A 16,319-nucleotide genomic window follows, 5' to 3' on the forward strand; every position below is an offset into this window, starting at 1 on the left:
GAGAGAGCACCACCCGTATGCCCGGCAGTACCGCCAATCCCTTCCGGATCAAGTCCCCCCAGCTGCTCGTCGCCCAGTCCGGCGGCGATCTCGAGGGCCACGGCCTCAGACGCCATATGGGCCTCTTCCAGCTGATCTGCTTCGGTGTCGGAGCCATCGTCGGCACCGGTATCTTCGTCGGCCTGTCCGACTCGGTCGCCCAGGCCGGGCCCGCCGTCGTGGTCTCCTTCGTGCTGGCGGCGCTCACCTGCGTCCTCACCGCGTTCGCCTTCGCCGAGCTGGGTGGTGCGATCCCGGTCTCCGGATCCTCGTACTCCTTCGCCTATGCGGGCCTCGGCGAGCGCGTGGCCTTCCTGGTCGGCTGGTGTCTGCTCCTGGAGTACGGCGTGTCCGTGTCGGCGGTCGCGGTCGGCTGGAGCCAGTACGTCAACGAGCTGCTGCGCTATCTCCTCGGCCTGCAGCTGCCCGCCGAGCTGTCCGCCGGACCCGGCGACGGCGGGGTGATCAACCTGCCCGCCGTGATCGTCATCGCCCTGGCCTCCCTGCTTCTGGTGCGGGGGGTCCGGGAGAGCGCCCGGGCCACCGCCGCCATGGCCGTGCTCAAGCTCGCCGTCCTCGTCGCCTTCTGCGCCATCGCCTTCACCGCCTTCCGGCACGGCAGGCTCACTCCGTTCGCCCCGGCCGGGCTCGGTGGCATCGGTGCCGGCACCACGGCGGCCTTCTTCTCCTACATCGGCTTCGACGCGATCACCACCGCCGGCGAGGAGGCCAAGAACCCCCGCCGCAACATCCCGATCGCGATCCTCGTCTGCATCGGACTGGTCACGCTGCTGTACTGCACGGTCGCGATCGCCGCCATCGGCGCCGTCGGCGGCGCCGAGGTGGGCGGCCGGTCCGCGGCCCTCTCCCATGTCGTGGACCGGGTCACCGGTTCCGCGGTCGGGGGTGGGGTGATCGCCTTCGGCGCGGTCGTCGCCATCGCCTCGGTGGTGCTCGCGGTGATGTACGGCCAGACCCGCATCCTGATGTCGATGTCCCGCGACGGCCTCATCCCGCGGGTCTTCGAACGGGTCTCGCCGAAGACCTCCACCCCGGTCACCGGCACCCTGATCACCGCGGTCGTCTTCGCCGTCCCGGCGGCCTTCTCCTCGCTGGACGCGGTCGTCAACCTGTGCACCATCGGCACCCTCGCCACAATGGCCGTGGTCAATATCGCGGTGATCGCCCTGCGCCGCCGTGAGCCGGGACTCGCCCGCAGCTTCCGGGTGCCGCTCTATCCGGTGGTGCCGCTGCTGGGTGTCGGCTTCTGCAGTTATCTGATGTACGAGACGGGCTGGACGACCTGGGTGCAGTTCGCGGCGTTCCTGACGATCGGCTGCCTGGTGTACGCGGCCTACGGGCGGCGGAACTCCCGGCTGGTGAACGACGCCGTCACACCGGACGCCACTGCCGTGGAAGCACGGGCAGTCTGAACCACACCGCCTTGCCGGACGCGGTGAGGCGGTGACCGCAGGACGAACTGAGACTGCGGATCAGCAGCAGGCCCCGCCCGTGTTCCTGCCAGGGGTCGGGGGCCCGCATACCCGGCTGGGTCAGCCGGCCGGGCGGTGCCGGGTCGGGGTCGTGCACCTCGACCTTGCAGCCCGTCGGCGCCAGCTCGACCACCAGCTCTATCGGACCCTCGCCCGTGGCGTGCTCCACGGCGTTGGCGACCAGCTCCGCGGTGAGCAGCTCCGCGGTGTCGCAGTCCGCCGCGTGATCCAGCTCCGCCAGCGCCGTACGGACCAGCGCACGCGCCACGGGCACGGCCGCGGAGGTGTGCGGCAGCGCGACGCGCCAGGAGGCGGGGATGGATGGTTCGTACACGGTGTGTCCGTTCATGGCGCAGGTCGTCCTGCTTTCAAACAAGAGGCATGGTACGGCCCGCCCTCTTCGGGGCCGTCGGCGGGCTTCCCCCGGGAACTCCGTCGGCCCCGGCACCCGGTTGCCTACCCCGGACGGCGCCCCCGCCCCCGCTCCGGTGCCTGTCGTTACCGGTCCGTCGACGAGGTGTGACATGCCTGCGGGCCGCCGCCCCCGGCGCGTCCAGCCCCCGCCACCGGCGCGCCCCTGCGGGGCGTACGCACCCGCACTCTATCGCGTACTCGTGACGACAGTCACAGATAGGTGATAACTTCAATCGCAGCGGCACCGCCGACCGTCGCCCCCGTCCGAGGAGGCCGTACGTCATGAGTCCCTTCACCGGATCCGCCGCCCGCACCTCCGAGTGGCGTCACCTCAGATGCGATCGCGCCGACGGGATCGCGACGGTCACCCTGGCCCGCCCCGAGAAACTCAACGCGCTCACCTTCGGCGCCTACGCCGATCTGCGCGATCTGCTCGCCGAGCTGTCCCGGGAGAGAGCCGTACGGGCCCTGGTGCTGGGCGGCGAGGGCCGGGGCTTCTGCTCGGGCGGCGATGTCGACGAGATCATCGGCGCCACCCTCGCCATGGACACCGCCCAGCTGCTCGACTTCAACCGGATGACCGGGCAGGTCGTACGGGCCCTGCGGGAGTGCCCCTTCCCGGTGATCGCCGCCGTGCACGGGGTGGCCGCGGGCGCGGGCGCGGTCCTCGCGCTGGCCGCGGACTTCCGGGTGGCGGACGCCTCGGCCCGCTTCGCCTTCCTGTTCACCCGGGTCGGCCTCTCCGGAGGCGACATGGGCGCTGCCTATCTGCTCCCCAGGGTCGTCGGGCTCGGCCATGCGACCAGGCTGCTGATGCTCGGCGAGCCGGTGCGCGCCCCCGAGGCCGAGCGGATCGGGCTGATCAGCGAGTCGGCCGAGGAGGGCCGGGTCGACGAGGCGGCCCGGGCGCTGGCCCGCCGGCTCGCCGACGGCCCGGCGCTCGCCCACGCCCAGACGAAGGCCCTGCTCACGGCCGAGCTGGACATGCCGCTCGCCGCCTCCGTCGAGCTGGACGCCTCGACCCAGGCGCTGCTGATGAACGGCGAGGACTACGCGGAGTTCCACGCCGCCTTCACCGAGCGGCGGTCTCCGAAATGGCAGGGGAAGTAGCCATGGAGGCCAAGGACCGGGCGTGGGTCCGGACTCCGCGGGTCGCCGTGATCGGCGGGGGCCCCGGCGGTCTGTACGCCGCCGCCCTCCTCAAGCGCCTCGACCCGTCCCGTGAGATCACCGTCTGGGAGCGCAACGCCCCCGACGACACCTTCGGCTTCGGGGTGGTGCTGTCCGACGAGACCCTCGGTGGGATCGCCCACGCCGACCCGGTCGTCCATGCGGCGCTCCAGGACGAGTTCGTGCGCTGGGACGACATCGACATCGTGCACCGGGGCGAGCGGCACACCTCCGGCGGCCATGGCTTCGCCGCGCTCGGCAGACGCCGGCTGCTGGCGGTCCTGCACGAGCGCTGCCGTTCGCTCGGCGTCGAGCTGCGCTTCGGCACCGAGGCCCCGCACCCGGACCGGCTCAGCCAGTCGTACGACCTGGTGATCGCCGCCGACGGGGTGCACAGCACCACCCGCGAGGCCGGTGCCGAGGTGTTCCGGCCCACGGTCCGGGAGCACCGCTGCCGTTACATCTGGCTCGCCGCCGACTTCGCCTTCGACGCCTTCCGCTTCGAGATCGCCGAGACCGAGTACGGCGTGATGCAACTGCACGGCTACCCGTACTCCCGCCCCTCGCCCGACCCCCTCCCCGCTTCGGTTCCCGCCGGGCCGTCCGGCCGACCCGGCGCCTCCACGGTGATCGTGGAGATGCGCGAGGAGGTCTGGCGGGCGGCCGGGTTCGCGGACATGGAGACCGCGGAAAGCGTCGAGCGATGCGCCAAGATCTTCACGGAGGCGCTCGGCGGGCGACCCCTGCGCTCCCGCAACTCCGCCTGGACCACCTTCCGCACGGTCGTCAACGAACGCTGGTCGCACGGCAATCTGGTGCTGCTCGGCGACGCCGCGCACACCGCGCACTTCTCCATCGGCTCCGGCACCAAACTGGCCATGGAGGACGCGCTGGCCCTGGCCGCCTGCTTGGAGGAGCACACCACACTGCCGGAGGCCCTGACCGCCTACGAGGAGGAGCGGCGCCCGGTCGTCGCCTCCACCCAACGCGCGGCCCGGGCCAGCCTGGAGTGGTTCGAGAACCTCGGGCTCCATGTCGGCCGGCCCGCCCGGCAGTTCGCCTTCGACCTGCTCACCCGCAGCCGCCGGGTCACCCACGACAATCTTCGACTGCGTGACCCGCACTTCACCGAGGCCGTGGAGCGAGACTTCGGCTGCCCGCCCGGCACACCCCCGATGTTCACCCCCTTCCGGCTGCGCGGACTGACCCTGCGCAACCGGGTCGTGGTCTCCCCGATGGACATGTACTCGGCCGAGGACGGGGTCCCGGGCGACTTCCACCTGGTCCACCTGGGCGCACGGGCGCTCGGCGGAGCCGGCCTGGTGATGACCGAGATGGTGTGTGTGAGCCCCGAGGGCCGGATCACTCCCGGCTGCGCCGGGCTCTGGACCGGCGATCAGACGCAGGCCTGGCGGCGGATCACCGACTTCGTGCACACCCGGGCACCGGGCGTCGCGATCGGCGTACAGCTCGGGCACAGCGGCCGCAAGGGCTCCACCCGACGGATGTGGGAGGGCATGGACGAGCCCCTGGAGGAGGGCAACTGGGGTCTTGTGGCCGCCTCCCCGATCCCGTACAGACCCGGGAGTCAACAGCCCCGCGAGCTGTCCCGCGCCCAGCTGACCGATATCCGCGAACAGTTCATGGCCGCCGCCTGGCGCGCCGTACGCGGCGGCTTCGATCTGCTCGAACTCCACTGCGCCCACGGCTATCTGCTCTCCGGCTTCCTCTCACCGCTCACCAACCGGCGGACCGACGCCTACGGCGGCACACTCGACAACCGGCTGCGATACCCGCTGGAGGTCTTCGACGCCGTACGGTCGGTGTGGCCCGAGGAACGGCCCCTGACGGTAAGGATCTCCGCCACCGACTGGGCCGAGGGCGGCACCACCGCGGAGGACGCCGTGGAGATCGCCCGAGCCTTCGCCGCGCACGGCGCCGACGCCATCGATGTGTCCACCGGGCAGGTGGTGGCCGAGGAGCGGCCGGAGTTCGGGCGCTCCTACCAGACGCCCTACGCCGAGCGGATCCGGCAGGAGATCGGCATCCCGGTGATCGCGGTGGGCGCCATCTCGTCCTGGGACGACGTCAACTCGCTGATCCTGGCCGGGCGTGCGGATCTGTGCGCGCTGGCCCGGCCGCATCTCTACGACCCCCACTGGACGCTGCACGCGGCGGCCGAGCAGGGGTACACCGGGTCCGCGGCAGTGTGGCCGGAGCCCTACCGGGCGGGCAGCCGACGCCCCCCGACGGGCCGCACCGATGCCCCCAGACCCCGCCTCACCCTGGGCCGTTGAACCGCGCCGTGCCGTCCGCCGGGCCCGCCCCACGAGGACGTCAGGGCTCGGCCGCGGTCTCCGGGGCAGGGGTCCGGCCCGGCTCGCCCTCCACAAAGACCGCCCCCGCGTCCCGCAACCGCTCGTGCAGCGCCCGGAAGACGGCGGCCGAGCGCACCCCCGGCCAGTCGGAGGGGAGCAGCTCGGCGGGCAACCCCGGGTCTGCGTAAGGAAGATGGCGCCAGGAGTCCAGGGCGAGCAGATAGTCGTGGTACGCCTCCTCCGGAGGGGTGTCCGCACGGGCCTCCCAGGCCCGCAGCACGGGTGCCTGACGATCCAGGAACTCCTCGTGCTGGGCCGCGATCGCCGCCAGGTCCCACCAGCGCGTCGCCGCCTCCGCGGTGGCCGCGAAACCGAGGTGCTCCCCCCGGAAGAAGTCCACATAGGGGTCCAGGCGCAGCCGGTGCAGGGTGTGCCGGGTCTCCTCGTACAGCCGTGCGGGGGCGATCCACACCCCGGGGGCCGCCGTGCCGAAGCCGAGACCCGCCAGCCGGGAGCGCAGCAGATGCCGCTTGTGCCGCTCCGACTCCGGCACCGAGAACACCGCGAGCACCCAGCCCTCGTCCCCCGGCGGAGCCTTCGCGTACACCCGCAGATCGCCGTCGTCGAGCAGCTGCCGCGCGTCCGGCGACAGCGCATATCCGGCCGCGCCCTGCGCCGTGCGGGCCGGCAGCAGCAGACCGCGCCGCTTCAGCCGTGACACCGAGGAGCGCACCGAGGGCGCGTCCACGCCGACCGCGCCCAGCAGCCTGATCAGCTCGGCCACAGGCACCGGGCCTGGGGCGAAGCGGCCGTAGGCGCCGTAGAACGTGACGATGAGGGATCGGGGAACGGGCTGATCGGACACGTCGATCACTCTAATTCGTCCGCGTCAATCATGATCACTTTCTGCGGATACGGAGTCGACTTCGAGACAGAGGCCCGTGCCGTCGTCCGGGTGTCCGTCCCCGGCGTGGTGCGTACGCAGCCGGAAGCGCTGGAGCTTGCCGGTCGCCGTGCGCGGCAGCGCGTCCACGAAGACGAACTCGCGCGGGCACTTGAACGGCACCAACTCGGACGTCAGAAACGCCCGCAGGGCCTCCGGATCCCGGGGCGCGCCCGCCCTGAGGACCGTGTACGCCACCGCGATCTGTCCGCGCGCCTCGTCGGGCCGCCCCACCACCGCCGTCTCCAGCACATCGGGATGGCGCAGCAGGGCGTCCTCGACCTCGGGCCCGGCGATGTTGTACCCGGCCGAGACGATCATGTCGTCGGCGCGAGCGACAAAGCGGAACCAGCCGTCGGGCTCGCGGACATAGGTGTCGCCGGTGATGTTCCAGCCGTCCCGGACGTACTCCCGCTGCCGGGGGTCGGCGAGATAGCGGCAGCCCACCGGTCCGCGCACCGCGAGCAGTCCGGGCTCGCCGTCGGGCAGGGGTGTGCCGTCGGCGTCCTGCACACGCGCCTGCCACCCCGGTACCGGAACACCCGTGGTCCCGGGGCGGATCCGGTCGTCCGCGGCGGAGATGAAGATGTGCAGCAGCTCGGTGGCGCCGATGCCGTTGATGATGCGCAGCCCGGTGCGCCGGTGCCAGGCCCGCCAGGTCGCGGCGGACAGGTTCTCGCCGGCCGACACACAGCGCCGCAGCGAGGTGATGTCGTACCCGTCGAGTTCGTTCAGCATCGTGCGATAGGCGGTGGGCGCGGTGAACAGCACGGAGACCCGGTGCTCGGCGATCGCCGGCAACAGCTGCCTGGGCCCCGCCTGTTCGAGCAGCAGAGCGCTGGCGCCGGCCCGCAACGGGAAGACGACCAGGCCGCCGAGACCGAAGGTGAAGCCGAGCGGGGGACTGCCCGCGAAGACGTCGTCGGGGCGCGGTTCCAGAACGTGCCGGGAGAAGGTGTCCGCGACGGCGAGCAGATCGCGGTGGAAGTGGACACACCCCTTGGGGCGGCCCGTGGTGCCCGAGGTGAACGCGATCAGCGCCACATCGTCGGCCGCCGTGTCCACGGCCGGGTACGGCTCCTCGGGCGTCGGCAGGTGCAGCAGATCGCCGGGGGAGTCGCCGCCGTAGGGGGTGACGCGCAATCCGGGTACGCCGGCCCCCGCCAGGTCGTCGACCGCGCGGGCGTCGCAGAGGGCGTGACCCACCCGGGCGATCTCGCAGATGGTGCGCAGCTCGTGCGGGCGCTGCTGGGCCAGCACGGTGACAGCCACCGCACCCGCCTTCAGCACCGCGAGCCAGCAGGCGGCCAGCCAGGGGGTGGTGGGGCCGCGCAGCAGGACACGGTTTCCGGGGACGACGCCCAGATGCGAGGTGAGGGCGTGCGCGATCCGGTCCACCTGGGTGCGGAGCCGCCCATAGGTCCAGGTGCCGCCGTCCGGCGTACGGAAAGCGGGACGCTCGGGGGCGGTGCGGGCGAGTAATTCGACGGCGGCGTTGAGCCGTTCGGGGTAGCGCAACTCGGGCAGCCCGAAGAGGAGCTCGGGCCACTGCTCGCGGGGCGGGAGATGGTCGCGGGCGAAGGTGTCCTGGTGGGCGGTGCGGGTGGGCTCGTCGGCGGGCGGAGGGGGTGTCGCCGTATCGGCGGGCCGCTGTCCGTCGGCCGTGCCGGCGGGCTGTCGTCCTTCCGCCGTGCCGGCGGGCCGTTGTTCTTCTGCCGTGCTGACGGGTTGTTGTTCGTCCGCTGTGTCGGCGGGCTGTGGTCCTTCCGCCGTGCTGGCGGGCTGTGGTCCTTCCGCCGTGCCGGCGGGCTGTTGTTCCTCCGCTGTGCCGGCGGGCTGTCGTCCTTCCGCCGTGCTGGCGTGCCGGGGCCCGTCTGCCGCTCCGGACCGTGGAGGCGCCGGTGCTGCGCCGGGCCGTCGGGGCGCCGGTGCCGGGTCGGCCGTGGGAGGAGTGGGTGCCGCCCCGGCCGGGGGCGACGGGTCGGCGCTCGCGCGTGCGGCGTCCGTGGCGCCGGTGGCGTCCCTCGGGTCCATGGCGGTTCGCCCCCTTGTCGTGGTGGGCTCGCGCATCGAGCGTATCGTCTTGGTGACGACAGTCAATGCTCCGCGATACGGTCGAGTGAAGGGCTCGTCCGGCCCGGGTTCGCCGGGTGCGTTCCGGGGATCCCCGGGGACGTCGTCAGGGAGAGAGGACCGGCAATGACCGCATTCTCGCTCGATCCCGCACATATCGCCTGGTGTGCGGAGCTGCGCAGGGCCGCCGAGCAGCGCCTGCACCCGCTCGCGGAGAAGGGCGAACCGGGCCGTGTCAACCGCGCACTGGTCGTCGAACTCGGCCGACTCGGACTCCTCGACCGCCTGTTCACCTCCGGCGCCCTCGATCTCTGCCTGATGCGGGAGTCCCTGGCCTACGCCTGCACCGAGGCGGAGACGGCGCTCGCCCTGCAAGGTCTCGGCGCCCATCCGGTGCACGCCCACGGCACCGAGGCCCAGCGCGCCCGCTGGCTCCCCGGTGTCCGCGCCGGCACCACGGTGGCGGCCTTCGCCCTGACCGAGCCGGACGCGGGCTCGGACGCGGCGGCGCTGTCGCTCACGGCGACCCCGGATTCCCCGTCCGGCTGGCGGCTCACCGGTGAGAAATGCTGGATCTCCAACGCCCCCGAGGCCGACTTCTACACCGTCTTCGCCCGCACCGCCCCCGAGGCCGGCCCCCGTGGCGTGACCGCTTTCCTCGTCCCCGCCGACCGCCCCGGGCTGTCCGGAGCCCCGCTCGAGATGCTCTCCGCGCACCCCATCGGCAGGCTGGACCTCGACGCGGTGCCGGTGACCGAGGACGACGTCCTCGGGGAGCCCGACCGCGGCTTCCGGGTCGCCATGGGCACCCTCAACCGCTTCCGGCCCAGCGTCGGCGCCTTCGCGGTCGGCATGGCGCAGGCGGCCCTGGACGCGACCCTCGCCCATACGGCCCGACGGGACGCCTTCGGCGGCAAGTTGAAGGACCTCCAGGCCGTCTCCCACCAGGTCGCGGAGATGGCCCTGCGCACCGAGGCCGCCCGCCTCCTGGTCCATGCGGCGGCGACGGCGTACGACGAGGGCGCCCCCGATGTGCCGCTGCGGGCCGCCATGGCGAAACTGCTCGCCACCGAGACCGCGCAGTATGTCGTCGACACGGCCGTCCAGTTGCACGGCGCCCGCGCCCTGCGCCGCGGCCACCTCCTCGAACACCTCTACCGAGAGGTGCGCGCGCCCCGGATCTACGAGGGCGCCAGCGAGGTCCAGCGCGGCATCATCGCCAAGGAGTTGTACGCCACCGTGGAGGCACCGTGACCACCGAGCGCACCGACCCGCCCGCCCTCGCACGCGTCAACCCGCCGGCCCTCTCCCCGCCCACCGGTTTCTCGCACGCCGTGGTCGCCACCGGGTCACGGCTGCTGTTCCTGGCCGGCCAGACCGCCCTCGACCCGGAGGGAAAGGTGACCGGCGACTCCCTTCCCGCCCAGTTCGAAAGGGCGCTCGGCAATCTGCTCACCGCCCTGCGGGCCGCCGGCGGCACCCCCGCCGACCTCGCCCGGGTCACCGTCTACGCCACCGATGTGGCCGACTACCGCACCCACGCACCCCAACTCGGCCGCATCTGGCGCAGGCTGGCCGGCCGCGACTACCCCGCGATGGCCGTCGTAGGCATCACCCGGCTCTGGGACGAGCAGGCCCTCGTGGAACTGGACGGCTTCGCCGTGCTGCCCTGAGGGCTGCCCCGTACCGCTGAACGGGGGCCGGGGACCGGAGTCAGTCGAAGAGGGCGACGAGTCCGTTCACCCAGATCGAGAGGAACACAAGGATCGCCACTAGGCATCCAGCCTTTGTCAGGGAGTCGGCGAAGGCGCCTTTCCCGCTGGCTGCCTCCTCGCCGGACGGCACCGTGTCCCAGTCGACGGGGCGTCCCACGGCCTCGGAGCAGGCTGCTCGTACTGCCGCCAGTTGCTCTCCGGCGAAGGCCGTCCGGGCAAGCGACTCCGGTCCCCGCCAGGCAAGTGCCCGCATGCGCTGCGGAGCTGTGTGGTACCTCGCCTCGAAGGCGGCGGTCTCAGCCGCGTCCCGGTCCTGTTCGAGGTACATCCAGCGGCCCGCCTCCGCGGGCTCTCCGTACAGGCGGTACACCTCGGCCAGGCGCCGGCGAAGCGTCAGGTCGTCCGGAAAGGACGACACCAGCCCGCGCAGGCGCTGGCGCGCGACGGGGACCCGGCCGGCGGCCAGGTCCGCATCGACTCGGGCAAGGGTGTCTCTCGGAGGCATGAACGCATGATCGGGCACCGCAATGACCACCGTCGACCTTATTTGTCGGATGCGGGACGCTCTGCCTCCGGCTCCGCGCACCCGGGGCGCACAACGGTGCGGACTCGCCACGATGGGGTGATGATCACGCTCCCTGGCACGAACTCCCGGTACCTGTGGAACCCCCACCCCCAGGAGGTACGTCCATGTCCGTGCGCCAGGTCTTCGGGCTGGCCCTCGGTGCCGCCCTGCTGCTGTCCGCCGCCCCCGCCGCGAGTGCCGCGCCCCGTCCGTACGACAGGGTGACCGTGGACCCGATCGGGCGTCTCAGGGCCGACGGCACCGTCACCCTCTCCGGCACCTATCGCTGCCACCGTGCCCGTGGCCCCGTCTTCGTGTCCTCCTCCCTCTCCCAGGGCGACCCTCGTGTCGCCCACGGGATCGGCGGCACCCTCGCGGTCTGCGACGGCGCCCGGCACCGCTGGACCAACTCGGAGACCCGCCCGGACACATACCGCCGCGGCCGGGCCCATGTCCGGGCCACTCTGATGGAGCTGCGCGGCCCCGGTATCCCGCTGCCCCACTTCCATGCCAAGCGGGACCGGAACATCCGGCTCGTCGCGCGCTGAACGGCACCGCCGCCACCCCTCGCCCCCGTCACAGCCCGCCCCGTAAATCCCGAAATCCCGGCGACATAGATGCCCTGTTACTGCAGACTCCGACCCATGGAACGCCTGCTGGAGATCGCGGATCGGCTGGCCGAGGCCGGCGGCATCGTCGGGGTGACCCTGGGCGGCAGCCGGGCCCGGGGCACCCATCGCCCGGACTCCGACCACGACCTGGGCCTCTACTACCGGGAAGCCCCTGGACACCGCCGCCCTGCGGCGCCTCGCGTCCGAGGTGACCGGCGCCCCGGTCGAGGTGACGGAGCCGGGCGGCTGGGGGCCCTGGGTGGACGGCGGAGCCTGGCTGACCGTCGACGGCCACCGGGTCGACTGGATCTACCGCGATCTGGACCGGGTCCACCGCATCTGGGAGCAGTGCCGGGAAGGACACGTCGAGGTGGGCACCCAGCCCGGCCATCCGCTGGGGGTGTACTCCCACGCCTACATCGGCGAGCTGGCCCTCGGGCGCATCCTCGCCGACCCCGGCGGTGAACTCCAGGGCCTGCGGCGGGAGATGCGGCACTATCCGGAGCCGCTGCGTGAAGCGCTGATCGCCGACGCGCGCCGGCAGGCCCCCTTCACCCTGTCCTGCGCCCGCAAGGGAGCGGCGCGCGGCGACGCCTTCTATGTCGCCGGCTGTCTCTTCCGCGCGGTGGGACTCCTCGTACACGCCCTGCACGCTCACGACCGCAGCTGGCTGCTCAACGAGAAGGGCGCGGTCCAGGCCGCCGCAGACCTCCCCTCCGCCCCTCCGATTTCGCCAACCGGGCCCACCGACTGTTCGCCGCGCCCGGCACCACCCCGGACGCCCTCCACACCACACTCGACGCGGCCGACCGGCTGACCGCCGAGGTCTGCGACCGGCTGACGCCCCGCTGACGACCGGTCCCCGGCTGCCCCGCGGCTTCGTCCTCGGTCACACCGGTGACCACCGGCTCGGGACGCCTTGGGCGCCGACCCCCCGAGGCCTCGGTGGAGGACACCCGCGACTTCCTGCCCCCGCAGGCGGGTGAGCGGTCGCGCAGGGCGTCGCGTCGCGGCCATGCCGTCACGGTCCGTTGGGCAGGGCGCCGATCGCGGCGGCGGTTTGAGGGCTACGTCTGGATGCCTTCTACACGGTCACGTGTGCGTAGACCAGGGGCGCGGCCGCATCGGTCTCGTCGACGGTCACCTGGGCTGCGCCGGCGCTGTCGCCCTGCTCGGGGATGTCCGCGTAGAGACCGGCGAGACGACCCTTGGTTCCGATCTTCCAAGGAAGGTCGACCGAGTCGATGTCGTCCTGTTCCAGGACGACATTCCCGGCCGCCAGGTCCCCGGTGGTCTCGCCCAGCGAGGTCAGGAACTCCTCGAGGCCTTCGGGGGTGGTGCGGAAGCGCAGATAGAGGTCCTGTCCGCTGTCCGCGCTGCCGTCACCCGGGACCACCAGGTAGGAGGTGTCCTGGGCCCCGGCCGGCACCGCTAGGCGGAAGGTCTTCTGCAGCGCGGCGGCGGGGATTCCCCGCTTCTCCGCCGAGGCGGAGGAGGACGTGGGCGGAACGGTCACGGTGATGCCCACCATCGGCCAGACCACCATGGCTACGGCGGCGGCCACCAGCACACCGCATAGCACGAGCAGCACAGGGACGGCGGGTTCCCGCGGGGCGCGCTCCTGGCGCGCGGTGTGCGGCATCACGGCTTCTTCCTCATCTTGGACGTTCCCCGGACGTCGTAGTCCCGGGCGAGCCCCACGGTGTGGAGATGGGCGATCTCCGGCTGGGCGATGTTGTAGCTGAGCACTCCGGGGATGGTGATCTTCAGGTTCGCCCTGTGCTCACTCGGGACACCCCAGTCGTAGCGCTTCCTGATGCTCAGGTTGTAGGTGAACCCGTGCTTGGTCTGCAGCGAGCCGGCCGCCCGCCACTGGAAGTGGTAGAGGGCGTAGTACCAGTCCAGAGTTTTCCACTTGCCGCTGTAGTCGGCATGCGTCTTCCTCCAGCCCGAGTCGAACGTGCAGAAGAGGAAACCGAACTCGCACGACCAGGTCACCTTCAACTGTGAGTTGTCCGGCGCTGTCGTAGCTGTAGAGGGTGGTGGTGGCCGTCGAGCCGCGGGTGGTGGTGATGGCGGCTGGGCTGCCGGCGTCGTTCCAGGTGACGTCGTACTTGGTGAGGGTGGAGCTGCCCTGGGTGTGGGTCAGGGAGGTGAGTTCGCCGGTCGCATCGTAGGCGCGGGTGGTCGTCGGACCGTTCTGTCGGGTGGTGGTGAGGGTGTTGCCGGCGGCGTCGTAGGTGTAGTCGACCTCCGCGGTGGTGCCGGAGGCGGCGGTGAGGGTGGTGCTTGCGAGCAGGTTGTCGTCGTAGACATAGGCGAGGTCGTCGCTGTTGTCGCTGTGGGTGACGGACGTGGTACGGCCCAGGCTGTCGTAGCCGTAGTGGACACTGCCGCCGGGCAGCGCCTTCTCGGTGAGCCGGCCGCTGATGTCGTAGGTGTAAGAGGTGGTCCGGCCCGCCGGGGTCGTGGCGGTCTTGAGGCGGCTGGCAGCGTCGTAGCTGTAGGTCTGCGTACGGCCCTTGGGGTTCTTGGCGGTGAGGAGCGCGCTGGATTTGTCGTAGGTGTACGCGGTCACGGCGCCGTCCGGGTTGGTGACCTTGGCGACCTTGCCGGCCGCTCCCTCGGCACTTACGGCGGCCGCCTCCACACGGTCACGGCCTGGTCGCCCACGCCCTCCTCCAGCACCCCGACCTCCAGGGTGCTCGCCACGTACCGCTACGACGACAAGGGCCGGGGGACGTGAGATGCCACCGTCACCGCCGCGCCTCGGGCGTTGCGAGGCCACTTCGGCGACAACCCTCCGTGACGGCTGATGGGTGCTCAGACATCTCTGACGTATCGTCAGCAATTTAAGATCATCTTGCACGTGCGTTGCACAAGGTGCTGAAAAACAACGGTGATCAATGGAGAGCCGCGAAGGTAAGTATTCGCAGGTCAACTGACATGTTGAGGTGTCGTGCCCTTTGCCTCCAAGGGGCACGACACCGCGCGTATCAGATGTTCCGGAACGTCTCGATCTGGGCTCCCACCGAGTTGAGCCGTTCGGCCAGGTCCTCGTAGCCGCGGTTGATGACGTACACGTTCCGCAGCACGGACGTGCCCTCGGCGGCCATCATCGCCAGCAGGACGACCACGGCGGGGCGCAGGGCCGGCGGGCACATCATCTCGGCGGCGCGCCAACGGGTCGGGCCCTCGACCAGGACCCGGTGGGGGTCGAGGAGCTGGAGGCGTCCGCCGAGGCGGTTGAGGTCGGTGAGATAGATGGCCCGGTTGTCGTAGACCCAGTCGTGGATCAGGGTCTTGCCCTGCGCGGCGGCCGCGATCGCCGCGAAGAACGGGACGTTGTCGATGTTCAGGCCGGGGAACGGCATCGGGTGGATCTTGTCGATGGGCGCCTCCAGCTTGGAGGGCCGCACGGTGAGGTCCACCAGCCGGGTACGGCCGTTGTCGGCGACGTACTCGGGCGAGCGGTCGTGGTCGAGGCCCATCTCCTCCAGCACCGCGAGCTCGATCTCCAGGAACTCGATCGGCACCCGCCGCACCGTGAGCTCCGACTCGGTGACCACCGCGGCGGCCAGCAGGCTCATCGCCTCGACCGGGTCCTCGGAGGGGGAGTAGTCCACGTCGACGTCGATGTCCGGCACGCCGTGCACCGTGAGGGTGGTGGTGCCGATGCCCTCGACCTCGACACCGAGTGCCTCCAGGAAGAAGCACAGGTCCTGGACCATGTAGTTGGACGACGCGTTCCGGATGATCGTGACCCCGTCGTGGCGCGCCGCGGCGAGCAGCGCGTTCTCCGTCACCGTGTCGCCGCGCTCGGTCAGCACGATCGGCCGGCCGGGGGAGACGGACCGGTCCACCACCGCGTGGTAGTGGCCCTCGGTGGCGGTGACGTCCAGACCGAAGCGGCGCAGCGCGATCATATGGGGCTCGACGGTGCGCGTCCCCAGGTCGCAGCCGCCCGCGTACGGCAGCCGGAAGCGCTCGGTGCGGTGCAGCAGCGGGCCGAGGAACATGATGATGGACCGCGTACGGCGGGCGGCCGCGGCGTCGATGGCCTCCAGGTCGAGGTCGGCGGGCGGCACGATCTCCAGATCGACCCCGTCGTTGATCCAGCGGGTCCGTACGCCGATGGAGGTCAGCACCTCGAGGAGGCGGTAGACCTCCTCGATGCGGGCCACCCGGCGCAGTACCGTGCGTCCCTTGTTGAGGAGCGAGCCGCACAACAGGGCCACACAGGCGTTCTTGCTCGTCTTGACGTCGATGGCCCCGGAGAGCCGGCGTCCGCCGACCACCCGAAGATGCATGGGGCCCGCATAGCCCAGGGACACGATCTCGCTGTCCAGGGCCTCACCGATGCGGGCGATCATCTCAAGACTGAGGTTCTGATTGCCGCGCTCGATACGGTTCACGGCACTCTGACTGGTGCCGAGCGCCTCGGCCAGCTGGGCCTGAGTCCAGCCACGGTGCTGCCGGGCGTCACGAATGAGCCTGCCGATACGTACGAGGTAGTCGTCTGACATGAGGTCGAGGTTATCTCAGATATGAGATGGCGCCTCCCGGGGGGTCCATTGGAGTGAGTGACCGTCAGTGAGTCGTGAGGGAGAGGGGGTCGGGGGGAAGTCGGGGGGATGGGGAGGGTTCGGCTGAATTCCACGATGTCGTATGCCGTTCGATGCCGCCATGTGGGTGAGTGATCCATGCCGGCGTGGCGTACGTGTGGGAGGCGGCCGCGTCGGGGCGCGCCGGGTCGCCGCCCGGCGGGGGCGCGGGCTGGGTGGGCCGGGCCTGGGCATGACCATTCAGCGCCCATGTACTAGAGTTATCTCGACATCGAGATATCTGTTTAGGCGCACCACGGCCCCCGCGGAGTAAGGCTTACCTAACTTAGCCTTACCTCAGCGGATATGCCAGGCCGTCGTGGCGGCACCATGCGGTAGCAGCCGCATAGCGTTGCGGTGCGGTGGTACGCGCA

At 71.4% G+C, this 16,319-nt stretch carries 13 protein-coding genes and 1 pseudogene; 7 read left to right on the forward strand and 7 right to left on the reverse strand.

All coding sequences use genetic code 11. The features are described 5' to 3' along the window. The first annotated feature begins 17 nt into the window (after window positions 1-17). Window positions 18-1,472 (forward strand): amino acid permease, encoded by a 1,455-nt coding sequence (locus CP978_RS25915; protein WP_043444762.1) that lies wholly within the window; start codon window positions 18-20, stop codon window positions 1,470-1,472. Here the strand turns inward: CP978_RS25915 and CP978_RS25920 are convergent. After that, the gene (locus CP978_RS25920; protein ID WP_043444764.1) at window positions 1,432-1,881 is read right to left on the reverse strand and encodes an ATP-binding protein; all 450 of its coding nucleotides are present in this window, start codon (window positions 1,879-1,881) and stop codon (window positions 1,432-1,434) included. The two genes, CP978_RS25915 and CP978_RS25920, sit on opposite strands and share 41 nt — an antisense overlap. 347 nt (window positions 1,882-2,228) lie before the next feature. Here CP978_RS25920 and CP978_RS25925 point away from each other — a divergent pair, with 347 nt between their 5' ends. Next, a complete protein-coding gene (locus CP978_RS25925) occupies window positions 2,229-3,056 on the forward strand; it encodes an enoyl-CoA hydratase family protein (protein ID WP_043444766.1) in 828 nt (275 codons plus the stop codon). Continuing rightward, window positions 3,041-5,413, forward strand: coding sequence for a bifunctional salicylyl-CoA 5-hydroxylase/oxidoreductase (locus tag CP978_RS25930; protein ID WP_079162320.1), 2,373 nt, complete (start codon window positions 3,041-3,043; stop codon window positions 5,411-5,413). Before CP978_RS25925 ends, CP978_RS25930 begins: the two co-directional genes overlap by 16 nt. A 40-nt stretch (window positions 5,414-5,453) precedes the next feature. Here CP978_RS25930 and CP978_RS25935 read toward each other — a convergent pair whose 3' ends face one another. Both CP978_RS25935 and CP978_RS25940 read right to left on the reverse strand, forming a co-directional pair. After that, window positions 5,454-6,308: a PaaX family transcriptional regulator gene (locus CP978_RS25935; protein WP_043444768.1), complete on the reverse strand. Its 855-nt coding sequence runs from the start codon at window positions 6,306-6,308 to the stop codon at window positions 5,454-5,456. A 15-nt stretch (window positions 6,309-6,323) separates the two neighbouring features. Continuing rightward, complete coding sequence (locus CP978_RS25940) at window positions 6,324-8,411, reverse strand: AMP-binding protein (protein ID WP_278190166.1); 2,088 nt, start codon at window positions 8,409-8,411, stop codon at window positions 6,324-6,326. Between the two features lie 165 nt (window positions 8,412-8,576). Between CP978_RS25940 and CP978_RS25945 the strand changes: the two genes are divergently transcribed. Beyond that, entirely contained in the window at window positions 8,577-9,704 is a 1,128-nt protein-coding gene (locus tag CP978_RS25945; protein ID WP_043444769.1) for an acyl-CoA dehydrogenase family protein, read from the forward strand. Next, the gene (locus tag CP978_RS25950) at window positions 9,701-10,123 is read left to right on the forward strand and encodes a RidA family protein (protein ID WP_043444771.1); all 423 of its coding nucleotides are present in this window, start codon (window positions 9,701-9,703) and stop codon (window positions 10,121-10,123) included. Before CP978_RS25945 ends, CP978_RS25950 begins: the two co-directional genes overlap by 4 nt. A gap of 40 nt (window positions 10,124-10,163) precedes the next feature. Here CP978_RS25950 and CP978_RS25955 read toward each other — a convergent pair whose 3' ends face one another. After that, on the reverse strand, window positions 10,164-10,670 hold the full coding sequence (locus CP978_RS25955) for a DUF6584 family protein (protein WP_043449504.1): 507 nt from the start codon (window positions 10,668-10,670) through the stop codon (window positions 10,164-10,166). Between the two features lie 185 nt (window positions 10,671-10,855). On the opposite strand from CP978_RS25955, the gene CP978_RS25960 reads away from it, so the two are divergent. Beyond that, the gene (locus tag CP978_RS25960) at window positions 10,856-11,278 is read left to right on the forward strand and encodes a DUF6299 family protein (protein WP_043444772.1); all 423 of its coding nucleotides are present in this window, start codon (window positions 10,856-10,858) and stop codon (window positions 11,276-11,278) included. 96 nt (window positions 11,279-11,374) lie between these two features. Then, window positions 11,375-12,193: pseudogene (locus tag CP978_RS25965) on the forward strand (nucleotidyltransferase domain-containing protein). Between the two features lie 232 nt (window positions 12,194-12,425). Here CP978_RS25965 and CP978_RS25970 read toward each other — a convergent pair. From CP978_RS25970 to CP978_RS25980, 3 genes are all read right to left on the reverse strand, one after another. After that, a complete protein-coding gene (locus CP978_RS25970) occupies window positions 12,426-12,983 on the reverse strand; it encodes a hypothetical protein (RefSeq protein ID WP_043444774.1) in 558 nt (185 codons plus the stop codon). A 141-nt stretch (window positions 12,984-13,124) separates the two neighbouring features. After that, window positions 13,125-13,991 carry an RHS repeat protein gene (locus CP978_RS25975; protein WP_043444776.1) on the reverse strand — a complete coding sequence of 289 codons (867 nt, stop codon included), beginning with the start codon at window positions 13,989-13,991 and terminating at the stop codon, window positions 13,125-13,127. 346 nt (window positions 13,992-14,337) lie between these two features. Then, complete coding sequence (locus CP978_RS25980) at window positions 14,338-15,867, reverse strand: helix-turn-helix domain-containing protein (protein WP_043444778.1); 1,530 nt, start codon at window positions 15,865-15,867, stop codon at window positions 14,338-14,340. Between the last annotated feature and the right edge of the window lie 452 nt (window positions 15,868-16,319).

Origin of the sequence: Streptomyces nodosus (assembly GCF_008704995.1) — a bacterium.
In the GTDB taxonomy this organism is placed as follows: Bacteria; Actinomycetota; Actinomycetes; order Streptomycetales; family Streptomycetaceae; genus Streptomyces; species Streptomyces nodosus.

Excerpts from the sequence above, each read along its gene's own strand:
- CP978_RS25915 (WP_043444762.1), top strand. The coding sequence starts at position 18 with ATGCCCGGCAGTACCGCCAATCCCTTCCGGATCAAGTCCCCCCAGCTG.
- CP978_RS25920 (WP_043444764.1), bottom strand. The coding sequence starts at position 1,881 with ATGAACGGACACACCGTGTACGAACCATCCATCCCCGCCTCCTGGCGC.
- CP978_RS25925 (WP_043444766.1), top strand. The coding sequence starts at position 2,229 with ATGAGTCCCTTCACCGGATCCGCCGCCCGCACCTCCGAGTGGCGTCAC.
- CP978_RS25930 (WP_079162320.1), top strand. The coding sequence starts at position 3,041 with ATGGCAGGGGAAGTAGCCATGGAGGCCAAGGACCGGGCGTGGGTCCGG.
- CP978_RS25940 (WP_278190166.1), bottom strand. The coding sequence starts at position 8,411 with ATGGACCCGAGGGACGCCACCGGCGCCACGGACGCCGCACGCGCGAGC.
- CP978_RS25945 (WP_043444769.1), top strand. The coding sequence starts at position 8,577 with ATGACCGCATTCTCGCTCGATCCCGCACATATCGCCTGGTGTGCGGAG.
- CP978_RS25955 (WP_043449504.1), bottom strand. The coding sequence starts at position 10,670 with ATGCCTCCGAGAGACACCCTTGCCCGAGTCGATGCGGACCTGGCCGCC.
- CP978_RS25960 (WP_043444772.1), top strand. The coding sequence starts at position 10,856 with ATGTCCGTGCGCCAGGTCTTCGGGCTGGCCCTCGGTGCCGCCCTGCTG.
- CP978_RS25970 (WP_043444774.1), bottom strand. The coding sequence starts at position 12,983 with ATGCCGCACACCGCGCGCCAGGAGCGCGCCCCGCGGGAACCCGCCGTC.
- CP978_RS25980 (WP_043444778.1), bottom strand. The coding sequence starts at position 15,867 with ATGTCAGACGACTACCTCGTACGTATCGGCAGGCTCATTCGTGACGCC.